Source organism: Microcoleus sp. ARI1-B5 (genome assembly GCF_036705795.1).
In the GTDB taxonomy this organism is placed as follows: Bacteria; Cyanobacteriota; Cyanobacteriia; order Cyanobacteriales; family Microcoleaceae; genus Microcoleus.
Genome location: NZ_JAUBVK010000001.1, coordinates 48,644 through 70,434, shown reverse-complemented (window position 1 = coordinate 70,434; position 21,791 = coordinate 48,644). Strand labels below are relative to the sequence as shown.

Here is a 21,791-nt window from a genome sequence, read left to right as displayed (position 1 = left end):
CGATGCTATGAGTGTTGGATCGTAGTTTAGATTATTAGACTTTTTCTTGAGTAAGTAAATCCCCTGAGTGCAACTTTATTGAATCTTTAATTTGTCACTCATTTTGATAAAGTTTCCGGTTTAAATTTTATTTAAAGTACATTATTTTTGCTAAAAATTTACCATCCGACTGGTTTTATTAATTTTTCAACATATATATATCGTGGTTAGCATCAACCAGTAACATTATGTATGTACTGGCGCAGGTATATACTTAAGTATGCTATATGCGTGATTATTTGTTAAGCACTTCTTAAGGCTGCGATCGGGTCGAGTTTGGCGGCCTGGCGCGCGGGGACGACGCCGAAGAACAGGCCGACTGTGCCGGACACGCTGACAGCAAGGGCGATCGCCACTGGCGAAATACCAGCTTGCAGGGGCGTAAAATTACCTACAAGCAAGATACCGCCCACTCCTACGCAAGTACCGACAATCCCTCCGGCCGCAGATAAAATTACAGCTTCGACGATAAATTGAAACAAGATATCTTGTTGGGACGCTCCGATCGCCTTTCTCAACCCGATTTCTTGAGTTCGCTCGCTGACGGAAACCAGCATAATGTTCATAATCCCAATGCCGCCCACCAACAGAGAAATGCTGGCAACAGCGGTTAACATAATTGTCAGAGCCCCGGAAATTGCACCCATTGTTGCCATTAAATCTTTCTGATTTCTCACCGTAAAGTCATCTTCTGTGGTAATCTTGTGCCGCAGTCTCAGCAAGTTTTCTACCTGAAATTGAGCCGCATCCATTTTCGACTCATCTTTAATCGAAATAAACAGCGAAGTGACAGCTAAACCGTAGGGAGACTTGCGCCCGACAATGCGGTTGGCCATTGTGGCGATCGGCACAACGGCTGAGTTATCATAATTCGTACCAAAAGATGTCCCTTTCGGCGCAAATACTCCAATGACTTTCATGCTGACATTTTTGACTCGCACTTGTTCGCCGAGGGGATTGGTATTAGCAAACAGTTTCTCGGCCAATTCTGAACCGAGAACCACCACTTGATTGTTTTGCTTGACATCGAGTTCCGTCAAAAATCGCCCTTTAGCCATTTCAAAGTTTCTGACTGTCAGAAATTCGGGAATTGTGCCGAAAATCAGAGATGAGACATTTTTATTGCTGTAGCGAACAATCTCCGAACTGTTGAGTTCTGCAGAGACGCCTTGCACCGACGGGACTTGAGTTGCGATCGCCTTACCATCTTCTACTATCAGCGTTTGAGGCGCATTTCTAATCGAACTTCGGCTAGCATTAGGCACTCCGGGTCTCACAATCAATACATTTGTACCCAGGGATTGAACTTGTCCGCCCACAAATTTTTGAGCTCCCTCTCCAATTCCCATCATCGCAATTACCGAGGCATTTCCCACAATCATCCCAATCATTGTTAAACTGCTGCGAGTTTTATTTGCTAGCAGTGTTTGGCCGGCCATTTTGACACTTTCAATAAAATTCATAAATTCATAAATTGGGAATAGAGAATTGGGAATTGGGAATTGGGAATTCGGAATTGGGAATTGCTTCCAATGACAACTGACAACTGTCAACTGTCAACTGTCAACTGTCAACTGACTTTTTTAAGCACTTCTCAATGCCACAATCGGGTCTAATTTAGCAGCTTGTTTTGCCGGTACGACGCCGAAGAATAAGCCGATACCGCCAGAAACGCCGACTGCAAGGGCGATCGCCACTGGAGAAACACTAGCTTGCAAAGGAGTAAAAGCAGACACTAACAGCACACCGCCGATACCGAATCCAGTGCCGATCGCGCCACCAGCAGCCGACAAAATCACAGCCTCAATCATAAACTGAATCAGAATATCCTGAGGAGAAGCACCGATCGCCTTTCGCAGTCCAATTTCCTTAGTACGTTCAGTAACAGAAACCAGCATAATATTCATAATCCCGATGCCGCCCACAAACAGCGAAATTGCCGCCACAAAAGCCAACATCAGAGTCAAAGCACCAGTAATGCTGCCCAAAGTATTCATTAAATCTTTCTGATTTCGGACAGTAAAATCATCCTCTTTAGTAATATTGTGGCGCAAACGCAGCAGATTTTCAATCTGAAATTGCGCCGCCCGCATCAAAGTTTCATCTTTCACCGAAACCGAAATAAATGTCACCTTTGTACCGTAGGGAGACGAGCGCCCGACAATCCGGTTAGCCATCGTTGTCAGCGGCAAATAAACGTTCATATCCTGATTGTCGCCAAAACTCGAACCCTTAGCCTGCATCACCCCAATCACTTGAAAAGTCGAGTTTTTGATGCGAATATATTGACCTAGGGGCTGCGTATTGCCAAACAATTGTTCAGCAGCTTCCGAGCCTAAAGCCACCACATTTTCTTGTCTTTCTAAATCTAATTTGTTTAAAAAACGACCTCTAGCAACATCAAAGCTTCTCACCGACAGAAACTCGGGAGTAGTTCCGACAATGGAAGACGAAACATTTTTATTGCGGTAAGTAACCAGTTGACTGTCATTGAGAGTTGGTGCAACTTCTTGGACAGAAGGAACTTGAGAGGCGATCGCATCAGCATCTTCCAACACCAACGTCTGAGGAGGAATCACCGGGCGACTTTGGGCTTCAGGACTTCCCGGAATGATAAATAGCAAATTCGACCCCAGGGAGTTAACTTGTCCCGCAATAAACGTTTGAGCTCCTTCGCCGATACCGATCATCGAAATTACAGAAGCATTACCGATGATAATTCCTAACATCGTCAAGCTGCTGCGGAGCTTATTGGCCATCAACGTTGTGACAGCCATTTTGACGCTTTCAACAATATCCATGAGTCTATTTTAGATTGTAGATTTTGGATTTTCGATTAGGGAATTGGGATTATTGGTGTCAACTTAATATTTAAACCCATAATAAATCTCGCTTGTAGTCGAGTCTCGATCCCCCTCGCATCCCCCTTAATAAGGGGAGTAGGGGTCGACGCAAGAATAGTCTTGTCCCCCCCTTGTTAAGAGGGACTTTGACAGCTCTTGTCCCCCCCTTAAGAAGGGGGGTTAGGGGGGATCTCCGGGTTGGAAAACACCCTAAAGCCATCAAGATAAATAATGCCCCATGCACTATGCCCCATGCCCCATGCCCTATTTTTGATTCTTGATAATATCCTCTAATTTTTTACCTTGAGGAAGTTCAGTAAAAACTCGATCGCCCGCCTTAGCACCCTCTAAAATCTGAATCTTGTTACCAATAGTCGATCCAACCGTAACAGCCTTAAACTTCGGCTGCTGCTTCTCATCAGGAACCAGCACACCCGTTTGACCTTTATTAGTCACAATTGCCACAGTCGGCACAACCAAAGCATTGCTAAGCTTTTGACCGACAAATCTCAAATCTACATTCATCCCCGACTGCAAGAAATCCTTGCCAGTATCGATCGCCACCCGCACTTGAAACAGCGTCACATCCCGTTCCTTAACAGCTTCCGGCGCAATTAACTTAACGCGGCCTTTAAACACTTTATCGGGATAAGCATCAGCCACAATTTCAACAACTTGACCCGGTTTAATTTGACTGATATCTGCCTCCGGGACTTTCGCCAAAACCTCCACATCTCTAGCCAGAGCGACAATCGAAGTAGAAGTAGCCGAAGTAGCTTCCGATGCCGAAGTTGCCGGAGTTACAAAAGCTCCTTGAATCGCGTATCTTTGAGTAATAACTCCTGCAAAAGGAGCGCGAACTTTCGTATCTTCTAACTGCACTTCTTGGTAGCGGACTTGAGCTTGAACTTCGGCTAATTCAGCTTGAGCTTGAGCTACTTCTTCCGGGCGAGCACCGTTTTCTTGGGCGGCTAATTGGCTTTTTGCTTCAGCAACTGCTGCTTGGGCTTTGGCGATTTCTTCTGGACGGTTGCCGTTTTCTGTTTGTGCTAATTTGCTTTTTGCTTCGGCAACTTCTGCTTCGGCTTGCGTAATTTCTTCCGATCGCGTGCCGTTTTGCAACTGCTTCAATGCTTGCTGCTCGACTTCCACAGCAGCTTGCAGTTGCTGGATTTGCGACTCCCGACTTTCTTGCAGTTGTTGCAGGCGTTTTTGAGATTCTGTGACTCTAGCTTGCGCAGTACGATTTTCTTTAATCAGTTCATCCAGTTTATCTTGAGCAAGAGCACCTTCTTGCACTAACGGGCGGTTGCGTTCTACCCGCTGAGCTGTTAGTTCGGCTTGGGCTTTGCTCGATTCAATTTGCGTTTGTGCTTGGGCAATTTCTTGTTTGACACTGCCAGTTTGAGCGTCTGCTAAACGAGCTTGAGCTTGGGCTAAACGAGCTCGCCCTTGGCTGACTTCTTCCACGCGGGTGCCGGCTCGGAGTTGCTGCAAGCGAGCTTGAGTTTGCTGCAAGCGGGCTCTGGCTCCTGCAACTTCTTCGGAGCGGCTTCCGGCTTGGGCTTGCGCGAGACTGGCCTCGGCTTGCTCTAAGCGCGCTCGGGCGCTGGCGATGTCTTCCGATCGATTTCCAGCTTCAATTTTCGCAAGTTTGGCTCGAATGCTAGCTTCGCGGGCTTTAGCTTGAGCGAGTTGAGCTTCTACATCGCGGCTTTCCATGCGGGCTACGATTTGTCCTGCTTCGACGCGATCGCCCTGTTCGACAAATAATTCTGCGATGCGGCCGGAGCCTTTCGGGCTGAGATTCACGCGCTGTACGGGCTGCACCGTGCCGCTGGACGTGATCCGCACCGTCAGGTTTTGCGCTTCCACCGGCACTGTCATAGTGGCGATCGCATCTACTTTCGGCTGCGATCGACTTTTTGATATATATAAGGTAGTCGGTACAGCTAGCAACCCGGCTGCAACCACACCGATCGCCCACCGCGGCATCTTCCGCGCAGATTTCTTCGGAGACTGCTTTTGGGGGGTTTTGTTATCTGCAATTTTAGTCTCTGGGGCCTTGGTGTCTACAATCTGAGTATCTTCCACCTTGACCTGAGCAGTTTCCTTTTTGGGGCTAACGATCATACCGACTCACCTAATTAAATCTCAGGATTACCTTAAAGGTAAAATTTTTGCTGATGCGCGGCATCGTCTTTCAGACTCATCCGATCGGGTGATTTAAAAAAAGTTCCCCAACCAGCACCTGTAAACAATTATAGCTAATCTTTGCAACTTATTAAAAAATGTTAAGTTTTTTCAGTCTCAAGAGGTGAGATCAAACTTCGCTCGCGCCAAACTCACTCTCTGCGAAGGCTTTCCCCAGGTAGCGAGAGTTACTAAACTGGCGTTGTGACTTGTTTGACTGGGCGATCGCACAGTGCGCGACTAACGACACAGCATTAAGACGCTGACTCTCATAAACAGGTTTCTCGATCGCACCGTGCCGAAGTCCTGAATATCTATCTGCCCTGTGCACACAACAGGTTAAAATATTTTTCAAATCCGTTAAAAATGGAAAAGCCCCAAACATGAATCGTCCTCAAAGCGTTACAGTTCTGGCAATCTTGCAGTTAATTAGCGGCGTCTTCAGTCTCCTTGACGGCTTGTTCATCCTACTATTTGCAGGCGTTTTGGGCGGTCTCGGTGCGGTGGGATTCGGCGCCAAAGTTGGCACTGTCATCGGCGGCTTCATTGCAATTTTTGCTGCGATCGCTCTAATCATCGGAATTATTTCCCTAGTCTTAACTTGGGGTTTGTTTCAACTAAAAAAATGGGCTTGGACGGGAACATTAATTATCCATGTCATCGCCATCCTCGCGCAAATTGCTAAAATGTTTGGTAGCGCAGGTGCAGCAATCAATTTTTTAAGTCTGGGTTTTGCAGCCGCTAGCATTTACTACCTGCTACAGCCGGATGTTAAACAAGCGTTTTCTGTTTCATAATCTATACCTGACTCTTTCAGTCCGCTTGGAGTGGACGAAAGTTTGTGTAGATGCGATTTCAAGATCCGAATCCGATCTATTTTAATTAACGGTACTGAATTCTCGGGTCAAAAAAAGCATAGGAAATATCAACCGCCAGATTAATCAGTACAAACGTTACAGCCACAAAAATTACTCCTCCTTGGACAATTGGGTAATCCCGCGCCAGAATCCCGCTGTAAATCCAGGAACCAATTCCCGGCCACGAGAAAATCGTTTCAGTCAGAATAGCGCCGCCTAAAAGAGTGCCGAACTGCAAACCAATAGTTGTGACGATCGGCAAAAACGCATTTTTCAAAGCGTGTCTCAAAATCACCCAAAATTCCGGCAAACCCTTAGCCCGCGCCGTGCGGATGTAATCTTGCGCCAGCACTTCCAGCATCGCAGCACGAGTAATTCGAGCGATAATAGCTAGCGGGATAGTTCCTAAAGTCAAGGCTGGGAGGATGAGATGGGCGATCGCATCCCGGAAAGCAGCCAAATCCCACCTCAGCAACGAATCCAAAACATAAACACCCGTAATCGACTTAAAACCAAACCCCAAATCCACACTAATCCGCCCGCTAGGAGGCAGCCATTTCAGATAAACAGCAAACAAATAAATCAACATCAATCCCAACCAATACACCGGCAAAGATACGCCAATCAAAGAACCGCTCATCGCGAGATTGTCCAGCCAGCTATTTTTCCGAACAGCAGCCAAAATCCCCGCCGGAATTCCGATAAAAAGTGCCACCAACATCGCCACCACAGACAGTTCCAACGTAGCAGGCCAGCGACTTCTAATTTCATCAATAATCGGAATACCGCTAATAATGCTATTTCCCAAATCCAAGCGCAGCAAACTCCATAAAAAAGCCAAATATTGCAAAGGTAAAGGCTGATTCAGACCCAACCTTGCTCTCAAAACTTCTACCTGTTCGGGAGTTCCCCTTTCTCCCAAAAGCACTGTAGCTGGGTCTCCCGGTATCAAATGCAAAAAAGTAAATACTAGCAGAGTGATTCCGAAAAGGACTGGCAGTAGTCCCAGCAAACGTTTAGCAATATATTGAAACATCAGTCGATCTCATTCACCTTGCAAATTTGCCAAAATCCGATCGACCGTTTCTTCTACCGTTAGATTGGTTGAATCCAGCCAGTAGCCAAGGCGAGGAGTTTCGGTACGGAGAATGCGATCGAATGCATAAACCATTGTTTCGTTGGCATATCCGGTTTTCGTTCTTGCTGCATCCCGTGCAGCTACAACTTCTGCCTTCGGACACAGAACGATCGCGGACAAGGGCACATCGTGAAAAGTGGTAAGTACCTCAGCCAGTGCCGAACCAATGATTATGTCTTGATAAACGACCGTAAAACCAGCCTGGAGATAGTGTCGCGCTGCCATTGCAGCCAGGTGATACCGCAGTTGAAGCTGCTGATATGCCTCTGCTGACAAATTTAACGCCATTTGGGCCTGTCCATTCACAATCATGCGACGAAAGATATCGCCGCGAAGGTGGACACTTTTGGGCAACCGTTCGGCAAGTGATTGGGCCACACTTGATTTTCCGGCAGCCATGTTCCCGGTAATCAAAATAATTTGTGGCTGATGATTTGCAGGTTGCTGATTGCTCTCCATACTGTTTGTTAAGGTAAATTCATGTAAAGTAAGATAACCCAGGAGAGGTGTCTCGATCTAAAGTCTCAATTTTTGCTCACTTCCTCAAAAGACTCAGACCCCAAAGGACTCGGAATCCAACCTTGAATATTCTTGCGTTTCCCTAAAAGCGGCTGCGAATGTACGATCGGCAAACGCACAGCCTCCCCATGCAAAATCTCGCTAACTTCCGCATAAATTTTCGCCCTAGCTGCTTTATCCCCAGTCGCCCTCCCCTTATCCAAAAGTTCCAGAACTTTCGGATTTTTCCAATTTCCCAAATCCGCCGTCGAACCGGGCCCGAAGTGAGGATAATAAAAATTGTCAGGATCGCCATAATCTCCAGTCCAGCCCATCATAAAAGCTTGAAAGCCCGGAGGTTTTAGCCGATCGGCCAAATAAGCAGACCAATCCTTTGTCAGCAATTTGACCCGAATCCCGATCGCGCTCAAATCCGCCGCAAAAGCCTCAGCGATCGGCTTCGGTGTGGGAAAATAGGGACGGCTGACCGGCATATACCACAAATCCAAATCAAAACCGTTCGGATAACCGGCTTTCGCGAGCAATGCTTTAGCTTGCTGCGGGTTAAATTCGTAATCTTTAACTTTGTCAGACTCCGCCCAATTCAGCGAAGGCGGGATAAATTGCGAGTCATATTTGCCGAGTTCTCCCCAGAAAGCTTTGACTATAGCTTGCTTGTTGATTGTTTGCGCGATCGCCCGCCTGACCTCTGATTTTGCCAAAGGTTCGTAACTCGGATTTAACGCTAAATAACCGACATTAAAAGAAGGTCGCACAACAGCTTCTAAATTAGGATCTCCCTGAACTTCTTTCAGTTGATCCGGCGTTAAATCCACAGTCAAATCAAGTTGACCAGCCCTCAATTGAGCCAGTCTCGCCGCCGGATCGTCAACAAAACGAATTACCAATTGATTTACTTTTGGCGTTCCCGTTTTCCAATAATTCGGATTTTTTTCTAAGACAATGCGATCGCCCGAGATCCATTCCTTAAACACAAAAGGCCCCGTACCCACCGCCAGCGACCCAGGAGTACCGTACTTAGCACCCGCTTTTTTCACCGCCGCCGGACTCGCCATCCCGAAATAACCAGACCCAATCGCCGCAGGAAAAGCAGCAAAAGGTTGATTTAAAACAAACTTAATGGTATATTTATCAACAACCGCCACATCTTTTACCAAAGAATCTTTATCTCCCTTAAAGCCAGCAAAAAAGTCCTTCCAAATTTGATAAGTTTTGCCAGATTCTCGATAACCGTTAGGATTTTTCGCATCCCACCAGCGCTCCACATTAAACTTAACAGCTTCCGCGTCAAAATCCGTGCCGTCGTGAAACTTTACCCCGGAACGCAACTTAAAAGTCCAAGTTTTGCCATCTTTAGAACTTGACCATTCAGTAGCGAGACTCGGCTCAAGTTCCACAGTTCCCGGTTTGAAATCAGTCAAGCGATTGTAAATTTGGTCGATCGCAATCACCGAATTGCCATCAGTAATATTTCCCGGTTCCAGATTGACCGGCGGCCCGCCAGCACCGTAGACTAAAGCCCCGGGTGGAGCCGCAGCAGGAGCGATCCGAGTTGGAGAATTATTGCTAATATTTGCAGGAGGGCCGCAATTTGATAGAACTACAGCCATCCCAAAAACTATACTTAATAAAACTAAACGCCAGTATTTTCTTAATTTCATCTCACTCGCTCCTTCCTGCTAAAAATCAGCTATCTTAAAATTTTGTAGAAAGGACTTCAGTCCTGAATAGCCTAGATCAGAAAAAACTTGCATTCCTGACTGCGAACCGATACAATATTTAATATCAAGTCCGGTCAATCACCGTAATAAAATTAGTTTGTAGTGAGGACTTTAGTCCTTCTTTGTGAGGACTAAAGTCTTCACCACAAACCAGTTTTATAGTATTGGAGCGAGCGGAATGATATAATAGCAAGTTTCACTCAGATCGAAACATTTCTAATTTGCTCTTGCTCTCCTCTCGGCGCCCTCTGCGTTCTCTGCGGTTCATTTAATAAATTCTATCGGAAAATGAAATTTACTTAACAAAACAAAATAGAACACGCTGATGATATGCTATTGGAAATAGCGCGAATTTGCGATCGAGTAAAACTCGGCACAGTCGCAGATAATCGAAATCCCCAAAAATCCTCAGTACCAACTTCCAAACTATCGATCGCACCACCGCCTACAACTCATAACTCTCTTCACCCATACTCCCCAATTCTGGGCTACCGAGAAACTCTTCATCCTCTAATTCCTCAATCCCCGAGTCAAAACTTTCAACAACAAACGGCAACCCCGCCGCCATCAAACCGCGCTGAATGCGATCGCTAGTTTCCTCAAACAAAACAAATAGCGGATGAACCGCCTCAGCTTCATCGCTGAAAATATGCCTGTAGCGGTACGGCATCACCCACTCGTAACCTTTATCCAGCCAAACCTGAGACTGCCGCCAGCGGCCCAACAAATCAGAAAAATCTTCACCAGGGCGGTGAATGAAAATCAAAATTTCCACCCCTATTTTAACTTTCCACTCGGGATCGCACATCAAAATCGCCAAATCGCAGGGCAAACAAACTGCCTGTCCGGGCGATATGCTAGTCCCCCCGCTTCCCGCATAAGAAACCCCTTCCCGCAAGCGCGCAATCGGCAAAGGAATGCTAATTAAACTTTCGTTAGCGCGGCGGATACTCGGAATCATTTCCATGTAAAGTCGATACTTTTTCAGCAGGGCGATCGCCGCCGAAGATTCGGTGTACTCTGCTAGCAATGCCTCGTAATGTGATTGTTTGACAGCCATTTTAAATCAATCAATTAATTAATTAATTAGTCATCACTCATTAGTCATTAGTTTGCGGTAATTGGTAATGGCTAATTGAAAATGTAGCCAACACCAGATTACTGACCGAACAGCCTTAAAAACTCAAACAAAACCAATGACTGCTGACTGCTGACAACTGACAACTGACAACTGACAACTGTCAACTGTCAACTGTCAACTGTCAACTGTCTACAGCTTCTGAAACACAGCGAACATCGGCAGATACATCGACAGCAAAATCGAACCTACGATACCACCGACGACAACAATCATCAAAGGTTCTAGCATACTGGTAAGCCCTTTGACTGCTTCTTCAACTTCCGTTTCGTAGAAAGCGCCCACTTTCATCAGCATCTTGTCTAGTTCCCCGGTTTCCTCGCCAATTGCCATCATTTGAATTGCCAAAGATGGGAAAACTTGCTGTTCTTGCAAAGCAATACTGATCATACCGCCGCTTTGAATTTCCTGTCTGGCATATTCGATCGCATTCGATATCGCCTGATTCCCCGCCACATCTCGCACAATTTCCAAAGAATTGAGAATTGGCACGCCCGATCGCGTCAGCGACCCAAATATCACGCAAAACCGAGCCACAGCCGATTTTTCTATCAAATCTCCAAAAATCGGCAACTTCATCGCAATCCTATCAATTTGCAGGTGGCCCATTGGAGTTTTGTAGTACATATCGAATGCAAATTTTAGCGCTATAATCACCCCAATAACTGTCAGTTGTTGGATCGGAGGCCAAGCCGTACAAAATGCACTAATTGCCAACATAAACACTGTAAAAGCCGGCAAATCTGCACCAATATCCTTAAATATTTTTGCAAAAGTTGGCAGCAAGAATATGGTCATTGCGAAAAAAATCACGATCGCGATGAAAAACACAGTCTTAGGATAAGACATCGCCGAATTAATTTCAGCCTCCGTCTTGTGATTTTTTTCCATCATCACCGCCAGACGGTCTAGGGTTTCATCGAGCACACCGCCGACTTCTCCCGCCGCCACCATACTGATAAATAGTTGGTCAAAAACATCAGGAAACTTCGCCATCGCCTCTGCCAAGTTTATCCCTTCCTGCACGTCAGCATTCATGCTGCTGAGCGCTCGCTTCAACTTAGCATTAGAACACTGCTCGTGCAGCACGGAAAGGCATCTAACGATCGCCACCCCTGCATTAAACATAGCCGCAAACTGACGAGCAAAAATAGCCATATCCTTAACAGTAAGACTGGTAAAGTTATACTCGATTTGCTCCTGAATTTTATCAAAACTAAAGCTGCCTTTAGGTTTTTGGCGGATGACGTTGGTAGCCATAGATTGCCTCTGCAAATTTATTAAAAGTTAGTTGTCATCAGTCATCAATCATCAGTCATGAACTCTTTTGGCGGACTCATGACTGATGACTGCTGACCGAATTAATGAGCCCCTACCTTGCCAGTACCAGCAGGTGCCGGGCCGATCAGGCGTTCGAGTTCATCAGCCTTAGAAGCCTTGCCCATTGCGGATTCCCAAGTGATTTTACCGCTCTTGTAAAGTTCAGCGAGGGCCATTTCCATCGTCCTCATGCCCAATTTCGCCCCCATTTGGATTTGGGAGTAAATCATTGGAGTTTTACCCTCCCGGATCAAGTTAGCCATAGCTGGAGTATTCACCATGATTTCCATAGCGCAGCAGCGGCCGCCCCCAACTTTCACCACCAAATTTTGGCTGCAAATTCCGACCAAAGAGTTAGACACCTGGGCGCGAACCTGGGGTTGTTGAATTGGCGGGAACACGTCCAAAATCCGATCGATCGTTGCAGCCGCCGAATTAGTGTGCAGCGTTCCCATCACCATGTGACCCGTTTCCGCCGCCGAAATTGCCAGACCGATCGTTTCCAAGTCCCGCATTTCCCCCACCAGAATTACATCAGGATCTTCGCGCAAAGCTGCTTTCAGCGCATTAGCAAAGCTCTTAGTATCTTCGCCCTTTTGGCGCTGGTGAAACAAACTCTTGATATTAGGAAACACGTATTCGATCGGATCTTCAACTGTGAGAATGTGTTCCGCCCGCGTCCGGTTGACCAGATCCAACAAAGCCGCCATCGTAGTAGTTTTCCCAGAACCCGTTTGTCCCGTCACCAACAGCATACCCCTGGGTCTTTCCGTCAGATCCCGCAAAATCTGCGGCACGCCTAAAGCATCTGCGTTAGGAATCTTAGAAGCCAGAGCCCGCATACAAGCAGCCCAAGCCCCCCGCTCCCGGTAAACATTCACCCGGAACCGAGCCAATCCCCGAACGCCGTAAGCGCAGTCTAGTTCCCACTCCATTTCCAACTGCTTGCGCTGCATATTGTTGAGCATTTGGAAAATCAGGATCTGCACTTCCTCAGCAGACAGAATGTCGCCGTATTGCGACTGAGGAGTTAGTTTCCCGCTGACTCGGAAGAATATAGGCGCGCCCGCTTGGATGTGTATGTCCGAACCCCCTTGCTCTACCAGGGACTCCAGTACGTCTTCAATCATCAGACCCATAGATACCTCTCCTCGATCGAGTTGATAGTTATAGACCAATCTAACTCAGATACATTTAACATTTAACAGTTAACAGTCAACCGTCAACTGTCAACTGTCAACTGTCAACTGTCAACTGTTAACTGCCCAATCAATCCACAAAGCGCGGGGTCAAGCAGTACGGACAATCCAGCATCTCCGGCTTCAATTCCGCCCGACAACTTTTGCAGGTAAGTCCCTGCTTGCGTTTGGCTTTCAATTCCGCCTCCAATCCCGAATCAGTAAACGTCACCCGCTCGACTTCTTCAAAGGTAGTCGCGCCTTCCCGCACCAACTGCAAGCTGTAAGCCAACAACGTTTTCATCCCTTCTTCTACTGCTGCTTCCTTAATTTGCTCTGTGGGAGCTCCTTGAGTGATCAGAGTTTGAAGCCGCTCAGTATTTTTCAGGAACTCGTAAACCCCTACCCGTCCTTTGTAGCCTATGCCACCGCACTTGCGACAAAGTTGCTCGCGTTCTGCCAGTTCCTTCCTTTCCTCCACCGGTATGGTGTTGGCTCTGTAAACAGTCAGATCGATTTCTTGAGAAGCTGACAGACCGTACTTGCCGAGTTCTTCAGCAGTAGGCTGGTAAGGAATGCAGCATTTGTCGCAAACGCGCCGCATCAGACGCTGAGCCAACACGCCCAACAGAGCAGCCGAAACCATGAACGGTTCTACGCCCATTTCCGCCAAACGCGCCACCGCCCCCGCCGCGTCGTTCGTGTGCAGCGTCGTCAGCACCAAGTGTCCCGTCAAAGCAGCTTCCAGAGCCGTTTTTGCCGTTTCCTTGTCCCGCGTTTCCCCCACCAGCATCACGTCAGGGTCTTGCCGCAAAAACGCCCGCAGAATGTTGGAAAAAGTCAAGTCTTTTTCCCGAATTACTTGACATTGGGTAATTCCTGGCAAAGCATATTCGATCGGGTCTTCCGCCGTACTGATATTAACCCCCGGATCGTTCCGTTCAGCCAGAATCGAGTACAGAGTAGTGGACTTGCCCGAACCGGTCGGCCCTGTCACCAAAATCAGTCCGAACGGACGGCTAGCAGACTCTCGCACCAAAGCCAGAGTTTCCTGATCCGAGATCAACAAACCCAAACCCAACTGAGTGCTGGAACTGTCCAAAATCCGCAGCACGATTTTTTCGCCGTACCGCGAAGGCAAGCTGTTCACCCGGAAATCCACCGTGCGTCCCTCAAACACCCGGCGGATGCGACCGTCTTGAGCTTGTCGGCGTTCGGCAATGTCCAGGTTGGCAATAATCTTGAAACGAGCCGTAATCGATTGCACTACCTGCTTCGGAAACCGGAAATACTCTTGCAGCACCCCGTCTTTCCGCATCCGAATCCGCATGAACTCTTCTTGAGGTTCTACGTGGATGTCAGACACCTTTTCCGACAAAGCTTTCGCCAAAATGATATTGACGGCCTTAATTACCGGAGCCGCCTCAGCATCGTCTATGGTGTTAGCTAAGTCTTCTTGATCCGCACTCTCCTCTTCTAGCGAGAGTTCGCCAAAATCTCCCTCCCCTAACTCCAGCTTTCTCTGCTTTTCCGCTTCTGCTAATTTGGCTGCTACCTTAACTTGCTCGTCTTGATAGGACGAAGTTATGTCCTGATAGTCGTCGGGCGTAATCACCCGTCGCTGCAGGGCCAAGCCGTGAGGCTGTAAAATCCGCCGCAAATCTTCTATGGCGTTGAGGTTGTCGGGATCTACCATTGCCACTAAAACTGCCGCAGGCTCAGCTTCAGTCTTCGCTACGGGTAAAAAGCGACCTTGGTGACAAATGTCGATCGAAATCTTCAACCTATCGAGCATAATTCCGAGTTGCTCGTTCGACATGGAGCTCATCTCCGGGTCATAGGCCTCAACCCCGTAGACTATCTTGCGTTCAAACATCTGCTGCTTCTTGTAAAGCCGCAGCAATTCAGGGGGCAACGGCTGCCCGGTAAGTGCTTCTAATACCTCCGTCAACCGCTTGCCCGACTTCCGGCTTTCAATTTGAGCTTGCTTCAGTTGGTCGCCGTTGACGTAACCCGACTGAATCATCTTGTTGAGAGCCGGAGTAAAAGTGCTCACAGCAACTATCGATGTGGAGCGAAACCCCTGGGATGTGTTAGTCATAAAAAACACTCGTGCTTGTGGAAAACTCAGTCACTTTCGAGTGCTGAGAGGAAAACCAGCGCGGGCTTTTAACCCCGTATTTTTTGCTTGTGGTTGAGCGATCGTGATTTGATGGCTCAATCCCTATTTGTAAAGTGTAAGCTCCTAGTCCCCTCTCATTTTCGTCCACAAATTGACGAGACGTTGGAGGGAGTGGCCGATGCTGGCCATCGAATATTGTTCGTTGAGTGCTAAGTTGCTTGCTTACCGGATGAACCTGCGAGATACTCTTGTTATAGCCGAGAGGGCACAGCACTTGGGGATTGCCCCCTGGGTGTGTCGCCTTTCCACGATCGTTCTATATTCGCAAATTGTTTGGTCAAATTACAGTGCCCTCGCAGGCGCGGTTATCTGTACTAGGTTAAAGATCGGCTATGGGATCTTTGATGATGATAAGTTTGACGAAAGCCTCGATCGGTCTTTTGAGATATATTTTGATTAATTATCTGCCGATCGCCCCCAGCCCGATCGCCCCCCCGGAGTCAGAAGCACAGATTTCGAGCCGCTCAGGTTTTTGGTCGGCAAATATTACTCTAATTATACCCTGGTGTCCGAACCTTTGTGACGCAATCTTGACTGTTCATAAATCTTGGAAATAGGTAAATTAGATCGGATATCTAATCTACCGATAGAGCAAGTCCGCCCGCACCAGCTAATCTCTCTCATTAGACTCGCAAAAAATCTCTAATTTAAACGACTTCGCGAATCCGAAAAACAGCCGCCCCCTTGTCCTCAAGATTAACAACCTAGTATCTGAGTTACAGAATAACACAACTAACTACTTTCTCACTCACTATAATTATTATTTCGTTTTCTATATCTGGCCCAAAAAAGATCAAATATGTAGTCAAATTGCACAAAAAAAATACATATATCCACTTTAAATTCCTCAACTTTCAAGCAAACTTTGAATCAACAATACTCCACCTAGGGATTGTTTGATCGGGCTTCATTCAGTTGACAGTTGACCGTTGACCGCTTGACAGTTGACCGCAAGAGGGCGACCTCTACCTGGAAGTCCGAGGATTGGAGTAATGAATAGTCTTCTTTTAATTTGTCCCGATCGGGGAGACGCTTTAAACCAATTCTTTCTGGTAACAGCCGAAGATACTTCTCAAAAAAGATTTAAATATCGCATTAATCCCAAACAAGGAGCAAACAAAACGTTTGTTGCTTCCTCATAATATCGGTAGATATAGCGGTTCTCGGAAAGATGAGGTCTTCACCCATTCATTAACAATTACAAAATCCCCGAATCGCCCAATCCCCGAATCGCCCAATCTCAAATCTCAAATCTAAACTTGTACCCCATCTATCTGAGACTCGGCTATATCTAAACGACCCTTTCAATATTTTATTGAAAGCTTTGAGAGATGCCTCCACAAAGGCGGGAGATTTCCTATGAATCAGATAGTGCCATACACAGGAAATTCTAGTTCTCTAGATTTACCGGGTTAAATGTATCTGCTAGAATTGATAGGGTTCTGTCGCGCAGCTTTTATGATTGACGAGGAAAAACAGCAAGATCAAGATCCTAACTCAACTGGGGTTCCCCCAGAGGGTTCGCCAATGGCAAGCGAAACTCCGCCGGCACCAGCAAACTCAAATGGATCTGCCGATTGGGAGCTCGAACTTGCTCAAGCTTATCAAAGTGCTCAGGCCGATCGCAAGGGAGCAAACGCATCCGGGCCTACTGTCACCACCAGTTCCACCAACAGCCCGACAGCAGACGCGGCTGAGTCGTGGAAGAGGGAACTCGCCTCCGTAACAGATGAAAAAGAGGCTTTAAAAGCTCAGTTGCAAGCCGCATCCGCTCAACTAGAAGACCTGAAAAATCAAAATCTCCGCCTAGCTGCTGATTTTGAGAACTTCCGCAGGCGCACCCAAAAGGAAAAAGAAGAGCTAGATTTACAGGCAAGGTGTGTCACGATCAAACCCCTGTTGCCGGTAATTGACAATTTCGAGCGCGCTCGATCGCACATCAAGCCGCAAAACGACGGCGAAATGAACATTCACAAAAGCTACCAAAGCGTTTACAAGCAAATGGTAGATAGCCTCAAGCAAATCGGGGTTTCTCCGATGCGCCCCGAAGGCGAACCGTTTGACCCCAACCTCCACGAAGCTCTCCTCAGCGAGCCAACTGACGAACACGAGGAAGGAACAATCATCCAAGAACTAGAACGCGGCTACATTCTGGGCGATCGCGTCTTGCGGCACGCCAAAGTGAAAGTTGCAGCGCCTGGGATATCTGTGGTAGCCTCAGATGAAAATCCCGATAGTTCGGAAAGTTAATCAGGATAGAAGCTACTGCATTCCTCGCCCTGCACTGACCCCCGAATTCTATTCGGGGGCCCGAAGGCGGCAGACTCACCAACTTCTTAATTCAGGACTAAAAGCAGGTCAGCGCTTTCTCAAAAAAATCTGAAGAATGTTTTGACCCGCCCAAAAACGGGTACCGTGCCCCGACTTATACCATTTTCGATTGGCGATTTGCGCATTGAAGATTGGGAATGACCCCGCCCAAAAACGGATACCGTGCTACGTACTTCAGTCGTGGAGAGCTCCAAATTTTAGACTCTTGTTCAAGCTCCGGTGATTCACGGCGCTGCAAGTCAAATCTAAAATTTAAAATCGAAAAATGGAAAATCGACTGACTTCATAAAGGTTGGGAACACGCGCCAGCGAGTTGCATTCTTTCTTGGAACTGGTATTAAGTCGTGGAGATCCCAAAATTTTAGACCAGAACTCAAGCTCCGGTGATTCACGGCGCTGCAAGTAAATCTAAAATCTAAAATCTCCAATTCTTTAATCGACCGGCCCGTCTTTGATGTTGCTTTGTGACATCAAGTTTATACTTACAAATTAGGTCTGGTGATGCTTGTTAAAACAAGCTGAGTCGTTTTTCATTCCCCAACTTGTAGTTGGAAATTTCCAAACATCCCACAAAGTTTTATGAGGCGCTATGGGAAAAATTATTGGAATTGACTTAGGCACGACTAACAGTTGCGTAGCTGTGTTAGAGGGCGGTAAACCAGTCGTGATCGCCAATTCCGAGGGCGGCCGCACAACTCCGAGCATCGTAGGATTTGGCAAGGCGGGCGATCGCTTAGTCGGTCAACTAGCCAAGCGGCAAGCTGTAACTAATGCTGTAAATACTGTCTACAGCATCAAACGATTTATCGGACGCAGGTGGGACGACACCGAAGAAGAAAGATCCCGCACTCCCTATACCTGCATCAAAGGCAAAGACGACACCGTTAACGTCCAAATTCGGAACAAGGTTCACACCCCCCAAGAAATCTCGGCAATGGTACTCCAAAAGCTCAAGCAAGATGCTGAAGCTTATTTGGGACAAACTGTTACCCAAGCCGTGATTACAGTGCCGGCCTACTTCACAGACGCCCAGCGCCAAGCTACTAAAGACGCCGGTACGATCGCGGGTTTAGAAGTCCTGCGCATCGTCAACGAACCGACGGCGGCCGCCCTTTCCTACGGGCTGGACAAGCAAAATATCGAACAGAAAATATTAGTCTTTGACCTCGGCGGCGGTACTTTCGACGTTTCGATCCTCCAACTGGGAGACGGAATTTTTGAAGTCAACGCTACTGCAGGTAACAACCATCTCGGAGGAGACGACTTTGACGACTGCATAGTCCAGTGGCTGGTAGAAGCTTTTCGGACTCAAGAAGGCAGCGACCTCTCAAATGACAAAATGGCCTTGCAGCGCCTCCGAGAAGCTGCGGAAAAAGCGAAAATCGAACTCTCCAGCCGCGAATCCACCTCCATTAATTTGCCGTTCATCTCCTCTGATGCAAAAGGGCCGAAGCATTTGGAAATGGATCTTTCCAAAGCTCAGTTTGAAAAACTTGTGGCTCATTTGGTGCAGGCGACGATCGATCCGGTGACTCAAGCCCTCAAAGACGCAAGTCTTACCCCCAAAGACATAGATAGGATTATTTTAGTCGGAGGCTCAACCCGGATTCCGGCAGTTCAAGAGGCAATTAGCAAGTATTTTGGGGGCGTTTCTCCCGATAAATCGGTCAATCCCGACGAAGCTGTAGCCGTAGGCGCGGCAATTCAAGCCGGGGTGTTGGGCGGTGAAGTCAAAGATTTGCTCCTGCTAGACGTGACGCCGCTCTCCCTGGGACTCGAAACCTTGGGCGGGGTGTTCACTAAAGTCATCGAGCGCAATACAACTATCCCCACCAGCCGATCGCAAATGTACAGCACCGCGGCAGACGGGCAAACCTCCGTAGAAATTCACGTCCTCCAAGGCGAGCGCGCATTGGTAAAAGACAATAAAAGTCTCGGCAAATTCCTGCTCAAAGGCATTCCCGCAGCCCCCCGCGGCGTACCTCAAATCGAAGTTACCTTTGAAATCGATGCCAACGGCATTCTCAAAGTTGCCGCTGAAGACAAGGGAACCGGAAAAGAACAAAGCATCCAAATTTCCAATACTGGCGGATTGAGCGAAACCGAAGTCGAACGGATGCGACAAGAAGCCGAACTTTACGCCGACGAAGACATCAAGCGCGCTCAACTCGTCGAACTCAAAAATCAAGCCGACACCCTGGTCTATAATTGTGGTGTCACTTTGAAAACCAACGCGCAACTGCTCGGCGACGACCTCAAAGCCGAAGCCGAAACAGCAGCAGCAGCCTTGAAGGCGGCGATGGCTAACCCCGACATCACAGGCGAGGAACTCACCGATCAAATCGAAGCTTTCAAGCAACTGCTATACTCGCTCGGGACAGCAGTCTATTCGCTGGCCCGCAGCGGGGTAGCCCCGTCCTCGCCAGAGGTTGAAAGCGAGATGGTGTCAGAACTAGAAGAGGTTGCAGCTACCGACGACAGCATTGCGGCGCTGACGGCAGAGCAGCAGGTGTCGCTCCAAGCTCCGCCCCAAGCTCCGCCAAAACCGCAACCAAAACCGGAACCAAAACCGGAACCAAAACCGGAACGACAGTCAAAGCGACAGCCGGAACCAAAACCGGAACCAAAACCGGAACCAAAACCGGAACGACAGTCAAAGCGACAGCCGGAACCAAAACCGGAACCAAAACCGAAGGTTCCCGAACCTGAAGTAGATGATATGAATCCTTTCCTTTAGAACTGAAAAGCTAAAAATTAAAAGTTAACAATTAACAATGAGAATTTTTAATTTTTAATTGGTAATTGCAGGAAAGGTCGCCCGTTTCTTTTTCGTACACTTTTTGTTATTTACCTCCAGGCAAGCAGCTCTATGGCCGGTGATTACTATGAAATATTAGGCGTTTCTCGCAGTGCAGACAAAGAGGAAATTAAGCGTGCTTACCGCCGCCTAGCTCGCAAGTACCATCCAGATGTCAACAAAGAATCCGGTGCCGAGGAGCGGTTTAAAGAAATTAACCGCGCCTATGAGGTACTCTCAGAACCGGAAACCCGCGCCCGTTTCGACCGTTTCGGCGAAGCTGGTGTGAGCGGTGCGACAGGGGGCCCCGGGTTCCAAGACTTCGGCGACAGCTTTGCTGATATTTTTGAAAGCTTCTTTCAGGGTTTTCAGGGAGGGCCCGGCACCCAACAACAAGGTCGCAGACGCAGCGGCCCAGTGCGCGGAGACGATTTGCGCCTAGATTTGCGGCTGGATTTCCGCGAAGCAGTGTTTGGTGGAGAAAAAGAACTCCGCATCAAGCACCTGGAAACCTGCGAAACTTGCACCGGGACTGGCGCCAAACCGGGAACCAGACCCCAAACCTGTTCGACTTGTACCGGCAGCGGCCAAGTCCGACGCGCTACCCGCACTCCTTTCGGCAGCTTTACTCAAGTTTCAGTTTGCCCCACCTGCAACGGCACCGGGCAAGTGATTGAGGATAAGTGCGAAACTTGTGGCGGCCGCGGCCAGAAAGAAGTGATGAAAAAGCTGAAAATCACTATTCCGGCTGGGGTTGACAACGGTACTCGCTTGCGCGTTTCCAATGAAGGAGATGCTGGCAAGCTGGGCGGGCCGCCGGGGGATCTTTACGTGTTCTTGGCTGTGAATGAAGACCCGCTATTTAAGCGGGACGGCATTAATGTTAACTCGGAAGTTAAGATTAGTTACTTGCAAGCAATTTTGGGCTGTCGGTTGGAAGTGGAAACCGTAGACGGCCCGACGGAATTGTTGATTCCTACGGGAACTCAGCCTAGTACGGTTCTGACTCTGGAGAAAAAAGGAGTGCCTAAGTTGGGAAATCCAGTCAGTCGCGGCGACCATTTGATTACGGTGTCTATTGACATTCCAACTAAGGTGACTGCTGAGGAACGGGAGTTGCTGATGCAGCTTGCTAAGCTGAAGGGCGATCGTACTGGTAAAGGCGGCTTGGAAGGATTTCTGGGCAATTTGTTTCAGAAATAAGCAATTTTTGACACCCATGGGTGTCAAATTTTCCTGTTTGATGATTCCGTGGCAATTTTTTAAATTCTCTGTCAAAAATTTGTGTCCAATTGGACACATTTTGCCCAGGTAGAATAATTGTTCGGCAATTTGTTTAATTCTGTCTCAAAAAAGTGAGCGCAATTGCGCTCATTTTGTACAGATAGAATAATTGTTCGGCAATTTGTGGGAAGAGTCCTCAAAAAAATGACACCAATTGGTGTCAAAACTCGGCGGTAGAATAATTGTTCGGCAATTTGTGGGAAGAGTCCTCAAAAAAATGACACCAATTGGTGTCAAAACTCGGCGGTAGA

The 21,791-nt window shown here is 47.7% G+C and carries 15 protein-coding genes; 5 read left to right on the top strand and 10 right to left on the bottom strand.

Translation table 11 applies throughout. The features are described 5' to 3' along the window. Positions 1-281: 281 nt before the first annotated feature. The 3 genes from QUB63_RS00290 to QUB63_RS00280 form a co-directional block, all read right to left on the bottom strand. A complete protein-coding gene (locus tag QUB63_RS00290; protein WP_332942761.1) occupies positions 282-1,502 on the bottom strand; it encodes an ABC transporter permease in 1,221 nt (406 codons plus the stop codon). A 120-nt stretch (positions 1,503-1,622) separates the two neighbouring features. Next, positions 1,623-2,840, bottom strand: coding sequence for an ABC transporter permease (locus QUB63_RS00285; protein WP_332942760.1), 1,218 nt, complete (start codon positions 2,838-2,840; stop codon positions 1,623-1,625). A gap of 306 nt (positions 2,841-3,146) precedes the next feature. Next, on the bottom strand, positions 3,147-5,015 hold the full coding sequence (locus QUB63_RS00280) for an efflux RND transporter periplasmic adaptor subunit (RefSeq protein ID WP_332942759.1): 1,869 nt from the start codon (positions 5,013-5,015) through the stop codon (positions 3,147-3,149). A gap of 443 nt (positions 5,016-5,458) precedes the next feature. Here QUB63_RS00280 and QUB63_RS00275 point away from each other — a divergent pair, with 443 nt between their 5' ends. Next, on the top strand, positions 5,459-5,872 hold the full coding sequence (locus QUB63_RS00275) for a hypothetical protein (protein WP_332942757.1): 414 nt from the start codon (positions 5,459-5,461) through the stop codon (positions 5,870-5,872). Positions 5,873-5,957: 85 nt separating this feature from the next. Here QUB63_RS00275 and QUB63_RS00270 read toward each other — a convergent pair whose 3' ends face one another. The 7 genes from QUB63_RS00270 to QUB63_RS00240 form a co-directional block, all read right to left on the bottom strand. Continuing rightward, entirely contained in the window at positions 5,958-6,968 is a 1,011-nt protein-coding gene (locus tag QUB63_RS00270) for an ABC transporter permease (RefSeq protein WP_332942756.1), read from the bottom strand. Between the two features lie 9 nt (positions 6,969-6,977). Further along, positions 6,978-7,529 carry an AAA family ATPase gene (locus QUB63_RS00265; RefSeq protein WP_332942755.1) on the bottom strand — a complete coding sequence of 184 codons (552 nt, stop codon included), beginning with the start codon at positions 7,527-7,529 and terminating at the stop codon, positions 6,978-6,980. Between the two features lie 65 nt (positions 7,530-7,594). After that, positions 7,595-9,250 (bottom strand): ABC transporter substrate-binding protein, encoded by a 1,656-nt coding sequence (locus tag QUB63_RS00260; RefSeq protein ID WP_332942754.1) that lies wholly within the window; start codon positions 9,248-9,250, stop codon positions 7,595-7,597. A 505-nt stretch (positions 9,251-9,755) separates the two neighbouring features. Continuing rightward, positions 9,756-10,370, bottom strand: coding sequence for a hypothetical protein (locus tag QUB63_RS00255; protein ID WP_332942753.1), 615 nt, complete (start codon positions 10,368-10,370; stop codon positions 9,756-9,758). Positions 10,371-10,580: 210 nt separating this feature from the next. Beyond that, positions 10,581-11,708, bottom strand: a complete 1,128-nt coding sequence (locus QUB63_RS00250; protein WP_332942752.1) for a type II secretion system F family protein — start codon at positions 11,706-11,708, stop codon at positions 10,581-10,583. A gap of 101 nt (positions 11,709-11,809) precedes the next feature. Continuing rightward, positions 11,810-12,907, bottom strand: coding sequence for a type IV pilus twitching motility protein PilT (locus tag QUB63_RS00245; protein WP_332942751.1), 1,098 nt, complete (start codon positions 12,905-12,907; stop codon positions 11,810-11,812). Positions 12,908-13,037: 130 nt separating this feature from the next. Further along, on the bottom strand, positions 13,038-15,047 hold the full coding sequence (locus QUB63_RS00240) for a GspE/PulE family protein (protein ID WP_332942750.1): 2,010 nt from the start codon (positions 15,045-15,047) through the stop codon (positions 13,038-13,040). Positions 15,048-16,120: 1,073 nt separating this feature from the next. On the opposite strand from QUB63_RS00240, the gene QUB63_RS00235 reads away from it, so the two are divergent. The 4 genes from QUB63_RS00235 (at position 16,121) to dnaJ (ending at position 21,459) form a co-directional block, all read left to right on the top strand. Further along, on the top strand, positions 16,121-16,270 hold the full coding sequence (locus QUB63_RS00235; RefSeq protein WP_332942749.1) for a hypothetical protein: 150 nt from the start codon (positions 16,121-16,123) through the stop codon (positions 16,268-16,270). Between the two features lie 316 nt (positions 16,271-16,586). Then, positions 16,587-17,378 carry a nucleotide exchange factor GrpE gene (grpE, locus tag QUB63_RS00230; RefSeq protein ID WP_332942748.1) on the top strand — a complete coding sequence of 264 codons (792 nt, stop codon included), beginning with the start codon at positions 16,587-16,589 and terminating at the stop codon, positions 17,376-17,378. Between the two features lie 670 nt (positions 17,379-18,048). Continuing rightward, complete coding sequence (gene dnaK / locus QUB63_RS00225; protein ID WP_332942747.1) at positions 18,049-20,196, top strand: molecular chaperone DnaK; 2,148 nt, start codon at positions 18,049-18,051, stop codon at positions 20,194-20,196. A gap of 132 nt (positions 20,197-20,328) precedes the next feature. Beyond that, on the top strand, positions 20,329-21,459 hold the full coding sequence (gene dnaJ, locus QUB63_RS00220; protein WP_332942746.1) for a molecular chaperone DnaJ: 1,131 nt from the start codon (positions 20,329-20,331) through the stop codon (positions 21,457-21,459). The last annotated feature ends 332 nt before the right edge of the window (positions 21,460-21,791 follow it).